This is a genomic window from Rothia sp. HMSC036D11, assembly GCF_001814205.1.
Classification (GTDB): domain Bacteria; phylum Actinomycetota; class Actinomycetes; order Actinomycetales; family Micrococcaceae; genus Rothia; species Rothia dentocariosa.
The window spans coordinates 215,638-238,006 of record NZ_KV815300.1; the positions used below are offsets into that span (position 1 = coordinate 215,638).

At 50.0% G+C, this 22,369-nt stretch carries 16 protein-coding genes; 5 read left to right on the top strand and 11 right to left on the bottom strand.

Annotated elements, in window-relative coordinates; genetic code table 11:
- Positions 1 to 2: 2 nt before the first annotated feature.
- Positions 3 to 1,190 carry a UDP-galactopyranose mutase gene (glf, locus tag HMPREF2958_RS05970; protein WP_004005025.1) on the bottom strand — a complete coding sequence of 396 codons (1,188 nt, stop codon included), beginning with the start codon at positions 1,188 to 1,190 and terminating at the stop codon, positions 3 to 5.
- Positions 1,191 to 2,233: 1,043 nt separating this feature from the next.
- On the opposite strand from glf, the gene HMPREF2958_RS05975 reads away from it, so the two are divergent.
- A complete protein-coding gene (locus HMPREF2958_RS05975) occupies positions 2,234 to 5,977 on the top strand; it encodes an FtsK/SpoIIIE domain-containing protein (protein ID WP_246828056.1) in 3,744 nt (1,247 codons plus the stop codon).
- 2 nt (positions 5,978 to 5,979) lie between these two features.
- Here the strand turns inward: HMPREF2958_RS05975 and HMPREF2958_RS05980 are convergent, their stop codons facing one another.
- On the bottom strand, positions 5,980 to 6,456 hold the full coding sequence (locus HMPREF2958_RS05980; RefSeq protein ID WP_070697272.1) for a hypothetical protein: 477 nt from the start codon (positions 6,454 to 6,456) through the stop codon (positions 5,980 to 5,982).
- 411 nt (positions 6,457 to 6,867) lie between these two features.
- On the opposite strand from HMPREF2958_RS05980, the gene HMPREF2958_RS05985 reads away from it, so the two are divergent.
- Positions 6,868 to 7,116 carry a WhiB family transcriptional regulator gene (locus tag HMPREF2958_RS05985; RefSeq protein ID WP_004005030.1) on the top strand — a complete coding sequence of 83 codons (249 nt, stop codon included), beginning with the start codon at positions 6,868 to 6,870 and terminating at the stop codon, positions 7,114 to 7,116.
- Positions 7,117 to 7,221: 105 nt separating this feature from the next.
- Here HMPREF2958_RS05985 and HMPREF2958_RS05990 read toward each other — a convergent pair whose 3' ends face one another.
- From HMPREF2958_RS05990 to HMPREF2958_RS06000, 3 genes are all read right to left on the bottom strand, one after another.
- A complete protein-coding gene (locus HMPREF2958_RS05990) occupies positions 7,222 to 8,787 on the bottom strand; it encodes a sensor histidine kinase (RefSeq protein WP_070697274.1) in 1,566 nt (521 codons plus the stop codon).
- A gap of 153 nt (positions 8,788 to 8,940) precedes the next feature.
- Entirely contained in the window at positions 8,941 to 10,494 is a 1,554-nt protein-coding gene (locus HMPREF2958_RS05995; protein ID WP_070697276.1) for a CpaE/TadZ family protein, read from the bottom strand.
- A complete protein-coding gene (locus HMPREF2958_RS06000) occupies positions 10,495 to 11,205 on the bottom strand; it encodes an SAF domain-containing protein (protein WP_246828057.1) in 711 nt (236 codons plus the stop codon).
- A gap of 337 nt (positions 11,206 to 11,542) precedes the next feature.
- On the opposite strand from HMPREF2958_RS06000, the gene HMPREF2958_RS06005 reads away from it, so the two are divergent.
- A complete protein-coding gene (locus HMPREF2958_RS06005; protein ID WP_004005036.1) occupies positions 11,543 to 11,773 on the top strand; it encodes a helix-turn-helix domain-containing protein in 231 nt (76 codons plus the stop codon).
- Here HMPREF2958_RS06005 and HMPREF2958_RS06010 read toward each other — a convergent pair.
- Positions 11,770 to 12,345, bottom strand: coding sequence for a hypothetical protein (locus tag HMPREF2958_RS06010; protein WP_070697278.1), 576 nt, complete (start codon positions 12,343 to 12,345; stop codon positions 11,770 to 11,772). The two genes, HMPREF2958_RS06005 and HMPREF2958_RS06010, sit on opposite strands and share 4 nt — an antisense overlap.
- Before the next feature lie 190 nt (positions 12,346 to 12,535).
- Between HMPREF2958_RS06010 and HMPREF2958_RS06015 the strand changes: the two genes are divergently transcribed.
- Together HMPREF2958_RS06015 and HMPREF2958_RS06020 are read left to right on the top strand one after the other, a co-directional pair.
- Positions 12,536 to 13,570, top strand: a complete 1,035-nt coding sequence (locus tag HMPREF2958_RS06015) for a LysM peptidoglycan-binding domain-containing protein (RefSeq protein ID WP_070697280.1) — start codon at positions 12,536 to 12,538, stop codon at positions 13,568 to 13,570.
- A gap of 57 nt (positions 13,571 to 13,627) precedes the next feature.
- The gene (locus HMPREF2958_RS06020; protein WP_070697282.1) at positions 13,628 to 14,257 is read left to right on the top strand and encodes an Rv3235 family protein; all 630 of its coding nucleotides are present in this window, start codon (positions 13,628 to 13,630) and stop codon (positions 14,255 to 14,257) included.
- 74 nt (positions 14,258 to 14,331) lie between these two features.
- Here HMPREF2958_RS06020 and secA read toward each other — a convergent pair whose 3' ends face one another.
- The 5 genes from secA to mtrB all read right to left on the bottom strand — a co-directional run bounded on the left by secA (position 14,332) and on the right by mtrB (position 22,325).
- A complete protein-coding gene (gene secA / locus HMPREF2958_RS06025) occupies positions 14,332 to 16,941 on the bottom strand; it encodes a preprotein translocase subunit SecA (RefSeq protein WP_013397419.1) in 2,610 nt (869 codons plus the stop codon).
- A 252-nt stretch (positions 16,942 to 17,193) separates the two neighbouring features.
- Positions 17,194 to 17,829, bottom strand: a complete 636-nt coding sequence (gene hpf / locus HMPREF2958_RS06030) for a ribosome hibernation-promoting factor, HPF/YfiA family (RefSeq protein ID WP_070697283.1) — start codon at positions 17,827 to 17,829, stop codon at positions 17,194 to 17,196.
- Between the two features lie 173 nt (positions 17,830 to 18,002).
- Positions 18,003 to 18,650: a ComF family protein gene (locus HMPREF2958_RS06035; RefSeq protein WP_246828058.1), complete on the bottom strand. Its 648-nt coding sequence runs from the start codon at positions 18,648 to 18,650 to the stop codon at positions 18,003 to 18,005.
- A 184-nt stretch (positions 18,651 to 18,834) separates the two neighbouring features.
- Complete coding sequence (locus HMPREF2958_RS06040; RefSeq protein WP_070697287.1) at positions 18,835 to 20,577, bottom strand: LpqB family beta-propeller domain-containing protein; 1,743 nt, start codon at positions 20,575 to 20,577, stop codon at positions 18,835 to 18,837.
- Positions 20,577 to 22,325 carry an MtrAB system histidine kinase MtrB gene (gene mtrB, locus HMPREF2958_RS06045; RefSeq protein WP_070697289.1) on the bottom strand — a complete coding sequence of 583 codons (1,749 nt, stop codon included), beginning with the start codon at positions 22,323 to 22,325 and terminating at the stop codon, positions 20,577 to 20,579. Before mtrB ends, HMPREF2958_RS06040 begins: the two co-directional genes overlap by 1 nt.
- Positions 22,326 to 22,369: the final 44 nt, after the last annotated feature.

Consider the following 22,369-nt stretch of genomic DNA (forward strand, 5'->3'; position numbering starts at 1 on the left):
AATTATGCGTCAACTCCACCAGATTCAATCTTGGCACCCTGTGCAAAGTGCGGACGAATCTTGTTATCAAACATCGACAGCGCCGCGCCGATCGCCATATGCATATCGAGGTACTTGTAAGTACCCAGACGACCCCCAAAAAGAACGTTCTGCTCGCCCTTTGCCAGATCGCGGTACTTCAAAAGTTTTTCACGGTCTACAGAGGTATTTACCGGGTAATAAGGCTCATCGCCCTTATTTGCAAAGCGTGAGTATTCGCGCATAATAACGGTTGCATCCTTGGTGTAATCACGCTCGGGGTGGAAGTGACGGAACTCGTGAATACGGGTAAAAGGAACATCCGCATCAGGATAGTTCATCACGGAACAGCCCTGGAAATCTTCAATCGGCAGAACTTCTTCTTCCAGATCAATGGTGCGCCATGAGAGGTCGCCCTCTGCATAATCGAAGTAACGATCGACGGGACCGGTGTAAACCACAGGAATCTGCCCCAGAACCTTCTCACGAGAATACTCATGATCATCCGAGAAGAAGTCCGTATTCAGACGAACTTCAATATTCGGATGCGCCGCCATGCGTTCCAGCCACGCTGCATACCCGTCGACCGGTAGACCTTCATATTTATCGTTGAAGTAACGATTGTCGTAGGTGTACCGCACAGGCAGACGCGAAATAATGGATGCAGGCAGTTCCTCCGGCGGGGTCTGCCATTGTTTGGCGGTGTAGTGTTTAATAAAGGCTTCGTAAAGTGGGCGCCCGATGAGTGAAATACCTTTGTCGTTGAGGTTTTGCGGGTCGGTACCTGCCAGTTCGCCAGCTTGTTCTGCAATGAGCGCCTTTGCTTCTGCGGGAGAGTAAGCAGCGTTAAAGAACTGGTTAATGGTGCCCAGGTTAATAGGCATGGGGTACACAATACCGTTGTGACGAGTGTATACACGGTGCACGTAATTGGTGAACCCAGTAAATCGGTTTACATATTCCCAGACACGCTCGTTGGAGGTATGGAAAAGGTGAGCACCATAGCGGTGCACCTCAATACCAGTCTGCTCTTCATTCTCGCTGTATGCATTACCGCCGATATGAGAACGACGATCCAGCAGAACGACCTTCAGGCCCAATTCGGTCGCTGCCTGTTCTGCAATGGTCAGACCGAAAAGGCCGGATCCGACAACCACGAGATCCGCAGTCATTATTTACTCCTGTATGTCATGGGAACTCGCGTTATATCAACGAATTCACCTGCCGTAGACGCCCTGTGCAAGGGAGCCAATTCTGTTGTGTTTACGGCATACGCTGCCACTGACACAACGATTTTAGTCATTATCTAAAGTTACCCGATAACACCGTCAGTTGCATATTTTCCCGGTACAGCAGACTGGGGGTTTAAACCCACGACGCACACGGTATAAGCGATAATTCCGAAATTCGAGTGTACCAATCCTACCGAAGAACCGGGCTGAGGTATACGGAGTGTCTCAACTTTTGGTTCAAACTGCACGTCTATGCAACCTCTCTCCGAGGCAATCACGCGAGCCTGCACATCACGTAATATTTCCGGTTTTTCGTCGTTATTACCGGTAAATTTCCAAAATATCTGTGGATAACCTGCTCATCACATCTGAATCTCACACGTTATCCACAGAACCACAACAAAGCGGTTGAAAGCACATGGCATACCGACTGATATAGAAATATGAAACTTCGGCTTTTCCACACCCCTGATATCGCAGATGTGAGCGCCCAGGAGCGCTTGACTGATCACGATTTCTATCCAAGCCTCTTATCTCTTGAATGTTCCGAGCAGACCTCGGGGGCACAGGTACAACACATAATTTCGCCCTCTAAAAATGTATATAGTGTCTTTTCTCCTAGCGGTGATTCCACTCGTTTAGAAGATTGCGTGGCTGCAGCCGCACCTCTGATACATGGAGCCTGGATCAAACCCGAGCAACCTTCCGATGAGAGACCAGCATCGGTTAGTACTCTTTGCGTACTTCGGGGACCAGATGCGGGCCGCTCCTTCTCACTCCCTCGTGGGTTAACCGTTCTAGGCCGCTCCGAAACGCGTAGCGGTATTTCACTCAATGATCCGTATATCAAGCCACGCCACGCCGAATTTGATGCTTCTGGTTCAGGGGTGACTCTCAGGGTTCTAGAACCGGAGGGGACTGCGCAAAGAACCGGCTCCCATGCGCGCCCAAAGCCTCAAATTCTACAGTGGAACAAACCTTTTATGGTAGGTACTTCACTGTGTGTCATCTGTCCTCCTGGAAAAGCCCCGGAGCTTCTCACGCCCTCACACGATTCTTCGCCTTTTACTCCGGTTATTGTTAATCCGCCCGCTCCCCGAAAACTGGGCATGATGCTGATGACTATCCTGTTACCGCTCGTGGCGGGCGTGGCCTTCGCCCTTTTTACAGGTATGTGGATTTTCTTGCTCATGTCTGTGGCTTCTTCACTTTTTATGCTGATGCATTTTTTCGGGGGCAGAGCGGAAAACCGCGGTGCCGCTGCGTTGGTGAAGAGCAGCGCAAAGCAAGAGTTAGAACGAGCACAGGCACTGCCGACAGCAGGAACACTGTTGCACGCAGCGGCTCCTGACGCTGCACGGTCACCTGCTGTGGTCCTAGGATACGGTCCTCGTCTCCCCTATATTTCGGGGCGAAACGTACGATTTGAGAAGATTTCCCCGCATCCACAGGCTCCACATTATATTCCGATCCCAGTACCAGGCTTACCTCACGACGTATTGCTGCGTGCCGAACATCTTCATGCTTATTTAGTACAGCTTGTAGCCCATGCACGCGATACCATCACGGTCATAACCGATGCTGAGCATGCCGAAACACCGCTTTACGGTGCTTTGCGTTCCTTAGGTGTCTGCCCCCGTGTGTTTCTTCACGAGGGTGCGTCTCAGGCTCACCATATTCTCGAAAAGATATGTGATGCTGCAGAACGTCCAGGAACAGCCTTATCGACTTCACAGGAAGCTGGAGACGACCGACTTTTCATCATTTCCGCATCACTAGTGCGTTCCATACCGGCTGCGTTGATTAAACGAGCCGCGCAGGGAGCAAGGTTATGCATTGTTCACATGCCTATCGCCCGTGGAACCATTGATTCACCTCGCTCTGCTTCGGTATTCACCCATATACCCCACCTGCAGGTACATACCCACGGCGATTACCTAGAATCTGTGCAATATCTGCTTCGCGGCAACATCACTGATGATACAGCCCACAAAATCACCGGTTCTTCTCAACACGCAGGACTTACGCCTCACGAAGGGATCGTTCAGAACCACCCCTTAGACCTGCACGATATATGTGCTACAGCGGATGGGCTCAGTACTGACACATACATTCGTACTTTGGGGGCTTTATCTGCGGTCCAGGCGTCATCTCCCGCAGGATCAGGACACGGCGCTGCTTCGGTCCATGCACGCACGCTTGCTTTCTCTGAGCTTACCCAGCAGTCTACGAATCTCCTCTACGAGCAGTGTCTTCAGCGGTGGGAACACAACCGCTACGCAGAGGATATTCGTTGTCTTTTAGGGGCCACCACCGAAGGATTTTGCGATATTGGGTTCACAACACACGGCCCACATTGGCTTCTGGGAGGCACCACCGGCGCAGGAAAATCTCAACTTTTGCGTTCGCTCATCCTCAGTGCGGCTCTGCGGTATTCCCCAGAACGGCTGGGGCTTATTCTGGTAGATTTCAAGGGTTCCGCCGGGCTTGGTCCTCTGGCTGAGCTTCCCCATACACTCAGTTTGCTGAGCGATTTCGATGTTGCCGCCGTTCGCCGCGCGCTTGAGTTTTTACGTGCCGATGTGAACCGACGTGAGCTTGATTTACGCAACTTAGGGGTAAATTCTTATCATGACTACCTGCGGTTGTGCGCTTCAGCGGGCAAAACACCACAGTACCCGGAAGTTGTGATTGTGGTCGATGAGTTCCGTATGCTCGTTGAGTCTATGCCGGATGCTATGACCGAGCTAATGCGCATCGCTACTATTGGTCGTTCCTTAGGTATTCACCTGCTCTTGGCAACTCAACGACCTCAGGGAAGTATTTCACAGGATATTCGGGCCAATATTGCTACAAACATCTGTTTGCGTGTGGCATCTGCACAGGATTCATACAATCTCTTAGGGCATGAAAAGGCCGCGCATATTTCCGCGTCCTCTCCCGGGGCTGGATATGTCAGTCTTCCAGATGGTCGTATTCTAGCTTTCCGTGCCCCACTTGTGGACGCTCTTCCGCAGCAACATGCGGACTTCCAACAGATATATCGGTGGGAGACTCCGGGATGGGTTCCCCTAAACGAGATACCTTCCGTACAACAAGTTTCAACCGAAGGTGAGGATACGCTCCTAACCCGTGCCGTGCACAGTATTCGTGACTTATACCTGTCTTCGCACAAGAGCCCTGCGTTTGTTGACCAGTCCGAGCAGAATCCAAGCAGTGTTGCTTATGCCCGCGCACGGTATACTCCTATACCGCAAGCGTTACCGGAGAATTTTCCTCTAACCCGTACCCTTGATACCGGTCTTCATCAAATCCTCGGCTCAGACGGCGCACGTGGACACGGTTATCTTTTGGGCGCCATCGAAATCCCGCAGTACGGTAAGCGGCAGCCTATCCGGCTGAATTTGGAGGCGCATCCGGGTGCCCTTGCCGTGCTAGGAACTGTTCCCGAACGCACCGCAATCATAAACGCGCTCATAGCCCAGGCTATTGCGCGGCAGAACCCTGTCTATGTTCTCACCTCAGATGCCGGGTATCATCGACGCCTGTACTCGTACGCAGATAGTCTTGCCGTACTCGTTGGCCCCCATGAGCCTCAGCATCTTCGATTCTGCCTCGAAAAAATACGTTCGAGTCATCATGCTGACCAGAGCACTCAGCAGCCTCTGCTCATCTGTGACGGAGTTGATGGATGGCTTGAAATGCTCATGAGAGACCCCCAGACGGAGTCATATCTCTACGATGTATTGGCTCAAAGCCACCGTGAGGGCTACCAGGTTGTTTTTACCTCAGCTCTTCCTCTGCGAGGCAGGTTCAATTCGGTCGCATATTCAACCCTTCTCAGCCGCAGGTTTGTGGAATCGGATTTACTGCGCAAGTCTTCTAAGAGCTATCCTCTACCGAACGCCACACATTTTGCGATCGAAGGCGGGCTCAATACCGCCCTTGTGGGTGATGTTCCTCTGGAAGCATCAACGTTGTGCCCTGTCGTGACCTCATGTGAAAATATCATCGAGCTGCAATCGGGTAACTCCGACTTTTCATGCGATAAGTCGCTCTCACTCCGTCAGTTCCCGCAGACTTTTCCCATGCCACAGCTAGAGACAATCGTCATGTGGCATAGAGGCTACAACGCCCAGGGAACACATATATTGTGCGGCTACTCCCGTACGGGCACTCCTAGCTTTCTTCAGGCCAAGGAAGGCGTTTTTATACCCGTTGTGGGTTCCCGGGCCTCAGGTAAAACACATTTTCTTTCTGCGCTTCGAATGCTTAACCCGCATCTGGGAGCTCTCTACATCAATGGGAACACCCCACCCGATGCCCAGAAAATTCGCCAGATGTGCGAGTCGGTACAAGATCCCGAGAAAACTCTGATTCTCATTGATGATCTTGCCTATATACCGGCAGCCACTCAGCAGGTACTTCTTGAGCTCGGACCGCGTTTCAGGGCTGTTTGGGTAGCATATACGCCATGGGCCCGGTGGCATTCATCCCCCATTTTGACGGCACTTTCTGGATGCTCGCGAGCGGTTCTTCTGGCTCCTACCTCTATCTCTGATGGGGACATTTGTTCTTTGCATGAGATCCCACGCGATATGTATACCGAGGGGATGTTACCGGCTGGGCGCGGAGCACTTGTGGATGCGGGCCGTGTACAGGCTTTTCAGGTTCCCGATGAGGTGTATCAGTCTGCACATAATGCCGTTCAGGCTTATCAAGAGTAAATTTATCGACCCGCATAACGGGATAATTCTCGTTCCTCTTCCTCAGTAACTTTGAGTGTATATTCTCGGGTTGCACGGGTGAAGAGGAGCGCGAATGCCGTTCCAGCTAAGAGAATTTCCACACAGTTAATCACTAAAAATGTTACGGCAGCAGCTTGTACTTCTGGGGTAAGACTAAAGTATATGGAGAGGTTAGAAGCACCTACAAAAGCAGCACACAGGCTGATGAGCATCACCCAGATACGAGCATGTCCCTGATAGAAACGAACAGCGCAGAACATGATGCCTACCCCCAAAGCAACTTGAATGAGACTGTTGACGATACGATCTGCGTTCCTCTCAGAGTCATTCATGATGAAGGGTGCGATAATTCCGCGGTACACAAGCACGACGGCAAAAAATCCTAATATACCGGAGGTTATTTTTACAGTAATCGGTACGGTGATGCGTGCTTTCATCGTGTTGGTGGTCTTCCCCATCGTACTCTCCTTGCGGTGGGCTCAGATGCGAGGCTTATAGGCTTTTAATTCTAACTGGCAGTCGTTAAGCACGCATGGTCTGACGTTTTATGTCGTGCATTCGTAGAAGTTCACATAATTTGCTCTTCTTTCATGATTTTTGAACATAGTTATAGGAGTTTCTTAAGTATTGAAACTTAGATACAAGGAGACCCTAAGTGATGCAAACCTCCAAAATTTTAAGATTTTTTTCGGAAAACCCCTTGTCAGAGAGGAATATCCATGCGAAAGTTGATAAGTCAAATTTTTGCACCACTTATTGACGTAAAGATTTGCCTACACGCACACAGAACAAGTTAAGTTATCGCTTGTTGTCAGCTACCGTGCAGTAGCGAAGCACGAGCAAACCATAAGATAGAAGGAGGTCCAGCTGTGGATTGGCGTAGCCGTGCTGCTTGCTTGGATAAGGATCCAGAACTATTTTTCCCTGTTGGAAACACCGGGCCTGCTCTCTTGCAGATTGAAGAGGCAAAAACTGTTTGCCGCTCGTGCGAGGTTATTGACGTATGCCTCAAATGGGCTATCGAAACCGGTCAAGATTCTGGCGTTTGGGGAGGTACCAGCGAGGATGAGCGTCGTGCGATGAAACGTCGCGCCGCTCGTGCCCGCCGTGCTTCCTAACTATAAGCGCGTATTCTCAAAGTAGAAGCCCGGTGTCACTCCTACTTCCGGCAGGAGTGACACCGGGCTTCTGCTATTTTCTTCATACCAAAATACGACGTCGTACTAACTCAAGACGGCGTTGATAATAACGCGCGTGCCCGAAGGCTCATTCGCTTCCCAACGGATCGAGCCGTTAAGCTCACTGGCAACTAGAGTACGTACGATCTGCATTCCTAATCCTTCATGCTCCGCTGTAGGCCGGTATGCATCCGCACCAGATTCTTCGATGGGGTCATCCCCCATACCTCTGCCGTTGTCCGTAATAATAACGGTCAGGGTATTATCCCCCTGCTCATTGATGTTTCGGCACCCTTCAAGAGTCACACGCCCAGTTTCACCGTTCAGTCCATGCTCCACAGCATTTGCAACAACCTCGTTGATAACTAGGGCAAGCGGAGTGGCAAACTGACTAGGGAGTAACCCAAAGTGCCCCAAGAGCTCTGTATCTACGGTCTGCCCGGGAGAAGCGAGCTCGGCAGCAATATGGAATTGCCGCTCGATAAGCTCATCAAAATCTACACTCTGCGTTAACCCCTGCGATAGAGCTTCATGCACCGTTGCAATTGTAGCCACGCGTCGCATAGCTTGTTCCAGTCCCTGCTTTGCTTCAGGTGTTGTCATGCGCCGCGACTGCAACCGTAAAAGCGCCGAAACCGTTTGAAGATTATTCTTAACACGATGGTGAATCTCTCGGATTGTTGCATCTTTTGTCATAAGCTCCAGCTCGCGACGACGCAGCTCAGTGACATCACGGCACAAAATAAGTGCACCACGACGTTCCAGCCGAAAAGTAGTACTATGCACGAGTGGAATAGAGCGCATCGTTACTCGAGTGCGGCCAATCGTAAGTTCAGTACGTATATCCGCACGGCCCGCTAAAACGAGCTGCAAAGTCTCATCAGCTTCCTCCCCAGAAGGAAGCATATCTCGGGTAACATCCGCCAGGTTGAGGTTCTCAAGATGGTCACCTAGCCCCAAGCGCGCATACATTGAGTTTGCATTGGGTGAGGCCAAAACGACCTGACCCTGTGGATTAATGACGATAATTCCATCAATGGCACGCGGATTACCACGAGTATTATTCTCCTGCGCCAGAGGATCAGGCCAAATACCAAGGTGAATCATCTCAAGCATATTCTCGGTAACCCAGTTATAGATTTCTTCAGCTTGAGATGATGCCCGCACTACAGTGGGAATCGTATGCATACTCAGAAGCGCAATAGTACGGCTATTACGCACTATCGGCACAAAGGTCACTTTCACTCCGGGGCGCATATTGGGCCCGGCTTCCATAACATGATGAACAATCTTCTGGGTATGCCAAGATTTACGTGCTTCATCGCAGATATTATCGTCCATCGTGTGATCCACAATATCGTGATGAAACAGAGTGTGAACGTTAGACGGGCGCACATGTGCTATTGCTGAAAACCCGCTGGACGCCGACGGTCCAGAAACGCTATCCGGCCCGCTCCCATCAGCCACCACATAGTCAGTGGGGAACCATACAACAAGGTCACTCTGAGCAATATCGGCAATAATCTGCCACTCCCCGATGATGAGGTGAATCCACTCGGTATCACCAGGACCGAAACCACCAGGGCTGAGATTACTCTCTGTAAAAGACATTGGGCTCTCCCAAGAAGTTGAATACGTCTAACCTATTCTACGGTTCAACCATGTTTTCTGGATATATAACGTGGAGAGTTTATAGTTTTTACGCCGTATTCATGCGCAATAGACCCTATTGTTACTTTTCGGTTTCGTATCCCGAGAAAAGGCTCACCTCAGTTTCCTAAGGCCCAACGATGTGTATAGCTTGCGAATCCCAACAATAAGCGGGCTTCTGGGCGCATACTCCAGAAGAGTCTGCCCACGAAACCATGCCCGATCCACAGTTTTCCGATCATACGGTAAAAACCCCGAAATAGGGTTTCGCGGCCCAAAACGCTGCCAGGTATTCGCCAGTTCTCGTTCCGCGTCCCGTCCGGTTGCCTCAGCACGAACCTTGTTGAGCCAGATATGAACCTTGACAGTATCACGAAGCGTACAGGCACCTTCATGCATTTGGTCATACGCACGGATCGTTCGAGGGATACCGATAATATCGGCGTTTCCCAGTAATACAATATGATCCGCCATTTCAAGAGCCGTTATAGCAGCACCATTGCGGCGGGGACCAGCCTGCGCAAAACCAAGCTCGGTATCTGACTCAAGACATGCTGCTGTGTCAAGAATAATGACATCATAGCGATGCGCAAGCCACTTTATACTATCGCGGAGCGCACGCGTTCGCAGCTCAGGCCAGCGATCGGGACGAGTGATACCGCTCAAAAAATCAAGATAATACTTTCCCACCCGCAGAGTGCTAATTGCCTCATCGCTAATCTGGGTGTCAAGCTGCCCACGCTCGATAAAATGACACAGCTGTGCGATACCAGAATAATCGTCTAGAAGACCTAAAAGAGGGCTTAATGAGGGGTTATAGGTATCGGCATCGACTAAGCATACACGCATCCCCTCAGCGGCAGCGCAGTTCGCTAGGTTAAGCGCTAAAGTGCTACGCCCAGGCGCTCCCCCTGTACCCCACACAGCAACAATAGTTCCTCGATTTTCAGCTTCTACGGCCTCGGATTGAGACCCAGAAAACTGTGAATAGTATTGTCGGGGCGAATCTCTAAGTTCGTTCAGCGTTGGCTGCTGCATATTACTTTCAAAGTAAGCAGAGGCTTCGTAACCTTCCTGAAGCTGCGACGCTTTTAATTGCTCTTGCGAAGGGCAAGACAATGGAAAATCCATGCTGCTTTGTTCAGTCTGGCTTCTATTCGGGTTTACTAGAGCATAGCCGTATCCAGAAGTATCGGGATGCAGGTATTCTCCTGACCCGTTGTAGAGATTCTGCGTATCATATCCGTAGTGTCCGGAATATCCCGAGTCGTACCCATACCCGTTCTCCGCCTTTTGAGGAGTTATGCCGAGCTCCTGTTCAGGCTCAGCAGATGCCTCATCAAGTAGTTTTTCCACTACCGCTGGCAGTTGATGCGGTTCCGTATCTGTTGCAAGAGGCATAACAAGATCCGGAAGCGGAGTATCTTCAGGAACCAAAGCAATAAATTTTACATCTGCTTCGTCCAGTTCGTGCAGAATAGATACGGTAGCTTCCTGGGGCAGACCCACGCTGAGAATAGCACACGCTATTCCGGCGTGGGCATAGCCTAAAGCATCCGCAAAAGTATGAGCGCTTCGAGCAACGCTAACACGCCCCCGTTGAGATTCGATAGCGTTCAGGATGGTACCGTCGTCTCCTAAAAGTACCAGAGGGATATTATGGATCACTTAGTTCCCCTCAGATTTATATTCAATAGGCACAAGGGTAATTTTTGTCTCTGATGACATGGCATGCAGAATGTCCGGTAGCTTTTCGGATTCTATCCAAAGCTGTACATTGGCATGCCCGTTCGCACCCAAAACCCCTTCATCAACCGCAATAGTTGATATTTCTGCATTCTGAACAAGAGGTTTTTGTTCAGACTCAATATCCTCGTTTTTGCCTTCGCCCTCAGGCACTTTCTGCTTTTCCTTGCCGGAGGAGATGACCCAGATATCCACACGCTCGCCAGCTTTAAAAGTAGAAGCTATTCCACGATCAAGGGTTACTGTAACAAGCCGTCTGCGCTCCTGGATATTCTCGTGTGCAGATGCCGAGCTAATAAGCTCCCCCGCAGGAATTTGCCGCACAGCGATATACTTTCCTGATTCAAGTTGCTCACGTGAAAGATAGCGATCTTTACTATCACCCAGATTAACCTGTTTTTCAATCAGCATATCTGGAGTAATCTTTTGCCCAATAGAAATATCATTCTTCGCAGTGTAATATGTATAAGTCTGATTATTAATTCTAATAATTCCAATAACTCCCGCTATTGAAATCAGAATTAAGATAAGACCAACAATAAGCTTCGGGTCCTTAAAACCCGGCTTGTGCATACGCATACTACTTTCTTCAGATTGATGCATATTCGTTCTGGAGATTTTATTATGCTTCACTGCATAGACCTTTCATCCGGAAGTGTCGCTACCCTAGTGGTTTGTAGCCGTTTTCTGCGCTTTCATCAGGGAGCAAGCGCCTAAATTATATAGCACCACACTGCACACCTTGAAAGCAATTATTACAACTTTGAGCGCGATATCATCTCTTTGTGTGCATAATATCTAAACTACAAACCTATGAATATGAGATGTGCAGCTAGATAATTTTTTCAGGCTTATGTACATAAATAAGCTGGCATAAGCCTATTTAGTAGACTATACTGAAACTACACATTAGCTGCTCCCCAAGAGCACAAAGGGACCCAAAGACTCTGTAGCGGAAGGATTTTTTACCATGTCTGCACCACGTTTTTTGACACTCAGCGATGTCGCCGAAGAGTTGCAGGTGTCGTTGAGCCAGGTACGAGCACTCGTTCGTAGCGGTGAACTACCAGCAATTCAAATTGGTGGTCGCAACCAATGGCGTATTGAGCGCACACGCTTCGAAGAGTACATTAACGAACGCCACGAGCAGACACTAGAAGCCATCGCCTCCGGCAAAATGACGAAAATCAAAGCCAACTAATTGACCGTTACAATAGCGCATATACGGGATGTGGGGATTATCCTCACACCCCGTTCTTTATATGCCAGCGCATTGGAGTATGTGGAATAAGGTTCGCATGGAGATAACGTCATTTCGATAAAGTCTGCCCCAACTCGTGCGATAACACCTTCAAACATCGTGTTTACTGGCGAATCACAAGATACCCGCACTGGCTCTTGCGCCATCATCAAGGCGTAGCAAGCATCGGACGTGCTGAACCTATAGGCACGAGCCTGCACATCAACCTTGACCTTTGCCGCTTGATTCTCGCATTCCCACCACAGGATGCTCGATTCTGGAATAAGGATATTCTCTCGTCCTATGCTGAGCTGAATCCATCCTTGACCAATCGCTTCAAGACACCCTTCACGAACCGTCCCATCCGTGCCACAGACTTTTATCCTGCTCCCATGTTGAGCCGCACATCGCTCACGCATGGTCACCGCCAGATACTGCATGCGGGCACGTCGTTGTGCCTGGTTCTCAAGAGTCCGAAGCTGTTCCGCTTCAAACTGTATGTCTAAATCTCGGAATAATCGTTGCATTCTCATGCTATGAGCCTACTGTATTCTAAAGTCTTGAGGCATATTGCACCTCCACAAGACCCGAAAAATCAGCATTTCTTCGAGAATTATTACTAAATGATTAAGATTCTCCCCTTCAGATTTACACCGACTATGTAGGCGCGGTAAATATTACATATAAGAACATCAACGACTACCAACGCCAGGGGGGAATACGATGAAGTCACAAGCTCAGATGAGCGTCCTTGATGGAGTGCTTAGCATCGGAGTTCCCACACTATCCGTTCTCTCAGGGGTGCTAGCGCATAGTGTTCGCGTTATATCTGTATCTTTGACGGGTTTGGAAAACGCTATGATGATAAGCGTTGAAGTCCTCTCTGCAGCCGTCATGCTCTGGTGGGCTCTTGGCGTTATCCTCGGTGTTGGATACCTTCTGAAAGTCAGAGCCGGTTCCATACGCCTGCACCACCGTGAGGATCGTGGAACTTTTCTGCTCCCCCGGTATATACGCAACACTATTCTTACTCTAGGCGGTGCAGCATTAGGTCTTAGCGCGGCATTTGCACCTGCACAGGCCGCAGATGCGCATCCGAATATCAGCAGCCCTGCAATATCTGCGCCGTATCAGCTTTCGGCTTCCCCTGCTGCCCACTCGGCTTCGTCGTCGTCAGAGGCATCTGTGGAAAATTCTACGCCCAGCACGGAGGCGAATGCCTCACCGCAGGAGTCAGCCGCAGGAACCCCTCAAGGGGTACCGTCTCAGAACTCTCCGTTCTACCAGGCTGCTGCCTCATCTCCGCAGGCTACTGGGGCTTCCGCCTCTCCTCATGAGTCTTCTGAGAGCCCGGCAGCACCCGTTAAAAAGCACCAGCAGCAACTTCCAAGTCTTTCACCCTACGCGCAGCCCTATGGTACGCCGCCGCCAAACATATCTGCCGAACCGGCGGTTCCCTCGCCAATCCAGCCTCAAGCAGAACATCAGAGTTTGAGCCCGTTCTTCGGCGGCCAACGAGAAGGCGCACCTTCCAGAGAGGTAGCACCAGCATCTCGAAACCACACTACGCGTTCCAGCCACCAAGTTGTTGTGGGTGATTCTCTCTGGTCCATTGCCTGCCACGAGCTGAGCGACAATGCCTCTCCTCCGGAGATTCTGGAATACTCCCTGAGAATTCACGCTGCCAACCTGGACGTTATGGGGGATAACCCCAATATCCTATATCCGGGTCAAACTCTCACATTGCCTGACCGATAAGTACGCTATTTTTCTTCTCGACCGATATGCCCAACCACTATGCAAAGGAGCTAAATCATGACCGCTATCAATATTTCTCTTCACGATCTCTCCAAGAAGATCGAGAGCCATCTTCTCGAAGAAGCAGCCGCCAGAGCGCAACAGAGTGATATTCCCGATGTACCACCATCGACCGCGCCAGGAAATCTTGTCCAATCACAATATGGAGTAGTCCTTTCCCCGATCAATATGTACGCTCAAGATCAACAGAATAGAAAAGCTCACCATATGTTGCCACAGAACACCGCTGTTAGGGCACGCATTCGTTCCCGGAAAAGTGCATCTCACGGGCGACCTCTTAAGCGCTCCGATTCTGGAACCCTACGCATTGAGTCGCTTTGCGCAGGCATAGGTTTAGCGGTTCTTGAGGTTCTTATGAAAAAGCGATCCGCACAGCAGTTCAAACACTGGCTATCACCCGAATGCTTCACGGCGTTGGAACAGCGCCGTTCCTCACAAGAGCAACATGCTAGTTATCTCGCTTTTACCAAGACCCCGCACGTAGCGCGGAGCCGTGCTCAAAGACTTAATGACGAGACATATGAGGCATGTATTATTCTCACGGACGGTGTTGTAACCAGGGCTATGGCAATGCGGGTGCAGGCTCGCTACGGCGGGTGGTATATTACTGCACTGCACTTTATCTAAACCGCATAACCAGATGTGGGCACCCCAAGCTTTTGGGAGTGCCCACATGCATAATAAAAATAGTGAAAAAGCTGCTAGTCAGCGTTCTCTACACGAACATCGGTGCCACCTTCTTCATTGGGTGCAGAGTACTGCAAGAACTTTGGGCGGCTCGGAGACTGAAGCTGCACCGCCGAGGCCTTGGTTCGCTGTTTCGACAAATCCAAATTGAAGAGGTAACTAACGGTCTCTTCACGAATAGCATCAAGCATAGCCTGGTACATGCTGTAGCCCTCACGCTGGTATTCCACTAGGGGGTCGCGTTGTGCCATCGCACGTAGTCCGATGCCTTCTTTCAGGTAGTCCATCTCGTACAGATGTTCAGGCCAACGTTCTCCAATAGTCGAGAGCATTACACGACGCTCAATCTCACGCATAGAATCTTCGCCTACAGATTCTTCGCGTTCATCGTAGACAAGATGCGCATCTGCAAGGATCTCTTTGACTATCTGGTCGCGAGTAATCTGGGTTCGATCCCCGGCGTCTTCCGCCAGGTCGTCGGCGGTAATACTGACGGGATAGATGCTCTCAAGAGCCTCCCACAGGTCGTCAAGGTCCCAATCTTCTGCGTGCCCTTCGCTGACACGTTCGTCAATGGCGGTCGTCAAGACCTCATCCACGAAACCAGAGATCTGTTCCTTGAGATCGTCGCCGTGCAGAATCAGAGAACGGTCCTTATAGATGGCTTCACGCTGACGGTTAAGAACATCATCGTATTTCAGCACGTTCTTACGCTGTTCTGCGTTACGTGACTCAACGTTTGATTGCGCAGTCGCGATAGCGCGTGTCACCAACTTCGAATCTAGAGAAGAATCTTCCGGAGCCATCGCCATGAGGCGGGTTGCAGCGCCGGTATTAAACAGGCGCATAAGCTCGTCAGTGAGTGAAAGGTAGAACCGGGACTCGCCAGGGTCACCCTGACGTCCAGAACGACCACGCAGCTGGTTATCGATGCGGCGCGACTCATGGCGTTCGGTGCCTAGCACATAAAGACCACCAAGTTCCGTTACTTCATCGTGCTCGGCCGCTGCCTCTTCCTCACACTGTTCCAGAATGTCGGGCCAGCGTTTCTCATATGCTTCAGAATCGCGATTCGGGTCAAGACCCAATTCAGCCATCTTGGCGACAGCCTCGAATTCTGGGTTACCACCAAGCATAATATCGGTACCACGACCTGCCATGTTGGTAGCCACTGTTACGGCACCCTTGCGCCCTGCCTGAGCCACGATGTGAGCCTCACGCTCATTGTTCTTGGCGTTCAACACCTCATGGCGCACACCTTCTTTTGCAAGTTGACGCGAGAGGTACTCCGACTTCTCAACGCTCGTCGTACCCACCAGAATAGGCTGTCCCTTTTCATGGCGTTTCTTAATGTCTTTAACAACGGCTTTGAACTTGGCTACCTCGTTACGGTACACCTTATCCGGGTTGTCAATACGCTGCACATCCTTATTCGTGGGAATAGCAACAACACCCAGCTCGTAGGTGCTCATAAATTCAGAAGCCTCAGTCTCCGCAGTACCAGTCATGCCGGAAAGCTTATCGTACATACGGAAATAGTTCTGCAAGGTTACGGTTGCCATCGTCTGGTTTTCAGGCTTAATTTCGACGCCTTCTTTAGCCTCAATAGCCTGATGGATACCATCGTTATAGCGGCGTCCAGGAAGAATACGACCAGTGTGCTCATCCACGATCAGGACTTCACCGTCGATCACCACATAGTCTTTGTTATTGGTAAACAGCTCTTTCGCTTTGATGGAGTTATTTAAGAAACCAATAAGTGGAGTATTCCTGGATTCGTACAGGTTCTTAATACCCAAATGGTCTTCAACTTTATCGATGCCAGATTCGAGAATACCAACGGTGCGTTTTTTCTCGTCTACCTCGTAATCTTCATCTTCTTTAAGAACGTTTTTTGCGATGCGCGCGAATTCACCGTACCAACGGTTCGCTTCACCTGCAGCTGGTCCCGAGATAATAAGGGGGGTACGCGCCTCATCAATCAAGATCGAATCAACCTCATCAATAATGGCAAAGTTATGCCCGCGCTGTACCTGCTCGTCAACGGTCCATGCCATATTGTCACGCAGGTAATCGAAGCCAAACTCATTATTCGTACCGTAGGTAATATCGGCTTCATACTGTTTACGACGCTGGTCCGGGTCCATCGACGAGAGAATCACGCCAGATTCCATACCAAGGAACCGGTAGACACGACCCATCAGATTCGCCTGATATTCGGCAAGGTAATCATTCACCGTTACCACGTGCACACCTTTGCCACTGAGTGCGTTTAGGTATGCGGGCAGAGTTGCGACAAGAGTTTTACCCTCACCGGTTTTCATCTCAGCGATATTTCCCAAATGCAGGGCAGCTCCGCCCATAACCTGAACCTTGTAGTGACGTTTTCCAAGGGTACGCTTAGATGCTTCCCGGACAACAGCGAAGGCTTCAGGAAGCATAATATCCAGGGATTCGCCGTCTTCAATTCGGGCACGGAACTTATCGGTCTCGCCGCGGAGCTCGGCATCGGTCATAGACGCGAAACTATCCTCAAGCGAATCGACCGCCGCGCTATACGCTTCTAACTGTCGAAGAATTTTTTTATCGCCAGTGCGGAGGATTTTCTCTAAGAAAGATGCCACTGAGCTTCTACTCCTTGTTGTCTTCGTCCCCTCATGAGGGCGACACAAAATGCGCCCACGGCTTGAGGCTTTCCTAACTATTGTAGGGCAGAGGTATCCATCTGACAGTCACAGTCCTCATTTTTACGCTCTGCGCGGGTAGAAATAATAATTATTTTCCTCACAGGAATATAGCAGAACCCGAAACACTCGCTCGAAAGAAAGCGTTTCGGGTTCTAAATCTAAATGAGTATTAATAATGAGGAATGTCGTCTACTCTTCGGTGAGAGTGATAATACCGTAGCTCCATCCTTTACGGCGATATGCGGCTGCCGGTGCTCCTGTTTCTTTGTCAATATAAAGGTAGAAGTCATGACCAACGAGCTCCATACGATCCACGGCTTCTGCCGGAGTCAGCTTTTCACCTACAAAACTCTTGTGACGAATCTCAATTGGTGAAGCTGCTTCATCGACGAGGGTAACTTCGCTATTGTCGAAGGCTGCTTCTTCAACAGGAACATCGGGTAGCAAAATTTCCGTAATCGTCTCGGTAACCTTAGGAAGCGATCCTGTAGCATCTGCGACAGAAACAGGATGCTTACCACCATGTTTGCGTAGCTTACGACGATCACGTGCTCGACGCAGGCGTTCCAAGAGCTTTCCATAAGTCTCATCAAAGACCGCAAATTTATCATGTCCTTGGGCTTCTGCACGAAGCACCGGTCCACGTCCAACAACGGTAATCTCAACACGAATTGACTCGCCACCAAGATGGCCATCTTTAGTAACTTTGACGTCGATATCGCTCACGTTGTCGCCAAGCTGCTCGAACTTTTCGACCTTCTCTTCGACATATTCACGAAGACGATCCGAAATCTTGATATTACGTCCGTAGATGTTGACTTCCACGATATTTCCCTCCAAAGTGTGGGGGTTATGCACCGTACTCGGTTGAGTTCGATACCGGGAGCCCGTCCTTGAGGCTCCTTGTCATTATTTTATTACATTCTTATGGTGCATGTCACCGGAAATGACAATTATTTTCGTAGTACGAACACTGTGTATCAAAACGCAGAATAGCCTTAGTCCGGGTGTACCATAAGGGCTTCCTCGTCCACTTTTTTCTGCATCGACACAGCGGCTACACAGGCTGCTCCCAGAACTCTCGCGCCACCCCGGCGCAAGACTCGTGATGCTTCAAACACGGTGGCACCGGTAGTCATCACATCATCGCACACAATGCACAGTGCCCCAGCTACACTTGCTCTGGGTGACACCCGCATCGCTCCCTCCATACGCTGGGCTCGCGCGCTAACTCCGAGCGTTTTCTGTCCTGCTGTATTCGGCCTTATTAAACGCTGGTATATGTTTTCTTTTTCTAAACTCAAGATATGATGTGTCTTCACCCGCACTTTACGTCTGTACAGAGCTACAGAACGATTAAGCTCGTGTTCTACCTGTCGCGCAAGCAACTCAGCCGGTACGTAACCACGACGCTGCACGCTACGTTGTGATGAAGGGGCGGGTATCAATAGGATGCGCGTTCCTGCGGGAACTTGCGCACGGTCAATAATCGTTGCCACGGCCCTGCCCAATGCGCGCGCTAGTTCGGGAACCGCATCAGTGCGGCCCGCATTCTTCATGGAAAGGATCACATGCGCGAGTGTTTTCTCATAGATACCTACTGCAACCGCTCCCGGTACGGGGTGCTGCAGCACAGGAGTGTGCACGGCGGAGGTTTGTTTTCTCAGTGAAGTCTCGCACCGAGTACATAAAGCCCGGCGAGTACCGGCAGCATCTAAAAGCGCCGTACCGCCTACACCGCATCCAACACATGTTGCCGGAAAGAACAGCTCCCACACTGCGTAAAGAGCCTTTTTACCTCTCTTTCGAGGTGTTTTATCCATTGCTCTTTTATCCTGCGTACGTAATCTCACTCAGCGATCCGCTTATGAGTTTCCAGCCGCGGTCTTCCAGAAGATAGCACTCTCCCGTATCGACATGCCCAATAATATGACCGCTGTCCCCTGCTGCAGACATAGAGCGCAGTCCCTCCAACCGATCCAGCTTTGTCTCCTCGCTGTTGAGAGAGGTTAGTTCTGCTTCCCCTGTGGTGGTGTTGACGACGGCAAGGGTCTGTTCTCCCGCCCAATCTACACAATGGGGAGATACAGAGGCGTTAACCCGCACTAATTCGGTAAAGCTACGCGGTTTGCCACTCTCATCACGTATAATCCCTGAAATAACTAGCATTGACGCATTATCTCGCGTGGTGATAAACGCGCCCCGAGTGCCGTCCCGTGAAATTTTAAGAGAGTTAAAAACGAGACCATTTTGCCAGGGAACAGAGATGTTAATGCCTTTTTCTCTTTCCTCAACGCTATCGGATGCCGGGTTAAAGGCGCGTACTGTTCCGCTATGATCGGTGGCCCATACCCATCCATAATGGTCAATGCTGGGGCGAGATAAGTCGCGTGTTTCCCAAACTTTTGAGGAATTTGTATCGCGCACTGTATAAAGCTTTTTACGCCCCTCGCTTAAGTAAGCGTAGGTAGTGCCGTCATATCCGATAGTTGGCGCCGAAGGATCCTTAATTTTTTCCACTAGCGTGCGCTGCGAATCCCCAGCATCAAAATCACGCTGAGTTACTAAACGGTCTTCATTAAGCGCCACAATTCTAGTATTAGACTGCGTCACCAAAGGTATTTCATGAAATCCTTCGGGCTTATCTGATGATGAAATTTCGTGGCCGTTATAGCAGAAAACTACAGTCTCAATACCCGTAAAATTGCTGGCAAGATGCACAATCTGCTGGCGTAAACGTGCTAATTGAAGTTCATCTGTAGATTCGCCTCCAAAATCAACCTTTATCGTATGCTTTTCAGTGTCAAAGTTAGCACCATTAACTTTCATGGACTCATAAGTCGCTGAGAAGACAGATTCCTTGAGGTAATTTGCTGGTCCCATGATTAGGGTTTGAGCCAGCGTTTTAAAAATTTCATCGCTACGTGCGAACCAGCGTAAATCTGGCACCGCGTAGGTATAGCTAGGATCGTAGTAATACAGACGGTAGGATTTGAAAGAACGGTCAAATTCACTACCGTCTATCCACAACCCGTTGGGGCAGTTACGTATGCGCCACTCACCGCCCTCCTGAATCATCTCGAACGTTTCCGGAGTTGGTGCAGGAGCGTTGATAAAGGAAGTAACTAAACCGCGCTCATCCACACGAGCAGTTTGCTTAATCGAAACCTTATAAATATTATCCTCGCCACGGGTAATACGCGCGGTCTCAGAATATATACGGGTCTGAACCTCTGGAACCCATTGTTGAGCAAACTCTGTCGTTAAGTACTGGCGAGCCACTCCGTAATCATCGGAGCTATCAACACCAGCACGCAGAAAGCCTTCAATAATGCCTTCCGGAGTTCCGCCAACCTGAGGACTCATAGCATGGATTGCAGACTTTCTATCGTCTGCATTGTCCAAAGACTCTGAATACTTTTGAATACCCTTAGGATCTGGCAATCCAGAGCATGCCTGCACCAATAAAGCAATACTTCCGACTCCGCCCAGAAGCATCGTGCGGCGTGAAAGAGCGGGCAAGGTCTCTGACAGCGTCTGTTTGTGCGAAGAGTTTTGAAATGTTCTGCGCATTATACCTGTCCTTCAGATGCATCATCTTGAGTTTCATGACGGGTTTTACGCAATGATGTCGAAAGAGTATCGCCCGCAAGAGCGCTGTGAGCATATGCCTCTGGCTCAGGTTCTCCGGTAATCAAGACCGGGGAAGGACCGAGCTCTCCCCCCTGAACAAGTGGCAAGTTCATCGTGAAGCAGGCGCCTTTTCCTTTCATGCCCCAAGCCTCAATACGCCCACCGTGCAAACGTACATCCTCGGCGGTAATAGACAAGCCCAACCCAGTACCCCCTAGAGTACGTTTGCGTGAGGTATCTGCACGCCAGAAGCGGTTGAAGACCTGTGCTGCTTCCTCCTCACTCAAACCGATGCCATGATCGCGTACCGCCACACCCAAGTTTGTTGCATTCGTGGCGATGTAAATATCGACGGGCTTGGATTCACCATGCTCGATAGCGTTAAAGAGGAGATTACGCAAAACACGTTCAATGCGAACCCTATCGATATCAATATCAATATGCGCCTGCTCAGAATGCACAATAAGCCTGGTCCCGGTACGTTCCAGATGCGGAATAACCTCGACCAAAACATCGTTAAGAACACTCATAAAGTCTTCAGCGTCGATGTTCAAAACCGCACTGCCAGCATCGAAACGCGAAATTTCCAGAAGGTCAGAAAGCAAGGCTTGGAAGCGATCCACCTGGTTATGCATAAGCTCCACACTGCGTGACTGCACAGGGTTGAGGGTGTCACGCGAGTCATAAAGGAGTTCGCTGCTCAGACGTACCGTCGATAGCGGTGTACGCAGCTCATGCGACACATCCGAGACGAATCGCTGCTGCAGCGTCGATAGTCTCTCCAGCTGTGTAATCTGATCCTGCAGACTATCCGCCATTTTATTAAAGGAAATTCCTAATCGCGCAGCCTGATGTTTACCACGAATGTTAACGCGGCGGTTTAGGTCACCGGCAGCAAGTTTCTCTGCTGTAATAGCGGTCGAAGTGATCGGGCGTACCACTAAACGAGTGACAAACCACACAATTGAAAGTACTAGAATCAGCAACACTGTGAATCCGGTACTTAACACAACATTGATATACGTAATGGTCGATTCAGACTCGCTTAAGTCGTATACCATAAACAGCCCATAATTGGGGTTCTGAGGAATGGATACACTCGTTCCAATAATCAAGGCCGGGTAAGGCTCGCCATTGGATTTTCCAGGTTCTGAAAGCGTCGTTTTCTCCCAAAAAACACCGGGAGAATCCCGCACAGTATCTTTAAAATCTGTGGGTATTACCGAGGCATCTAGAGGCGCGTTATCGCTACTCTGCTCAGGAATAAACCCCTTCTTCGATTGCTGATCCAAGGACACTAAAACCCAGCGCCGCTGAGTATCGCCGCCAGCGTCAAGAACCGTGAGGTTGTGTTTAACAGTACGTCGAACTTCGCTGTCTTCACGCGCACTAATAGGATCCAACACTCTCTGTACAGTCTCAAATCCCTTACTAGTTTCTTCTAACGCCTGGTTCTTTTTATTCTCAAAAAGCGATGTTGCAATCTGGTTAGACAGCGAGGTTCCTACCGCAATAAAAGCAATAAGCATCATGATGCCCGCGCTGGTCACGGACCGAAATTGCAGAGAATGAACCCACAACCGGTGAATTGCACGGAATGGGTTGAGGGTTCGCTTTTTCCGGGGCTTAGACTTAGCGTCCAAGTCCCGACTATCGGAGGCTCCAGAGGTTGCATCAGGTGTGGGCATAGGCAAAGTTACTTTCCAGATATGAAGATGCGCATAGCGGGCTG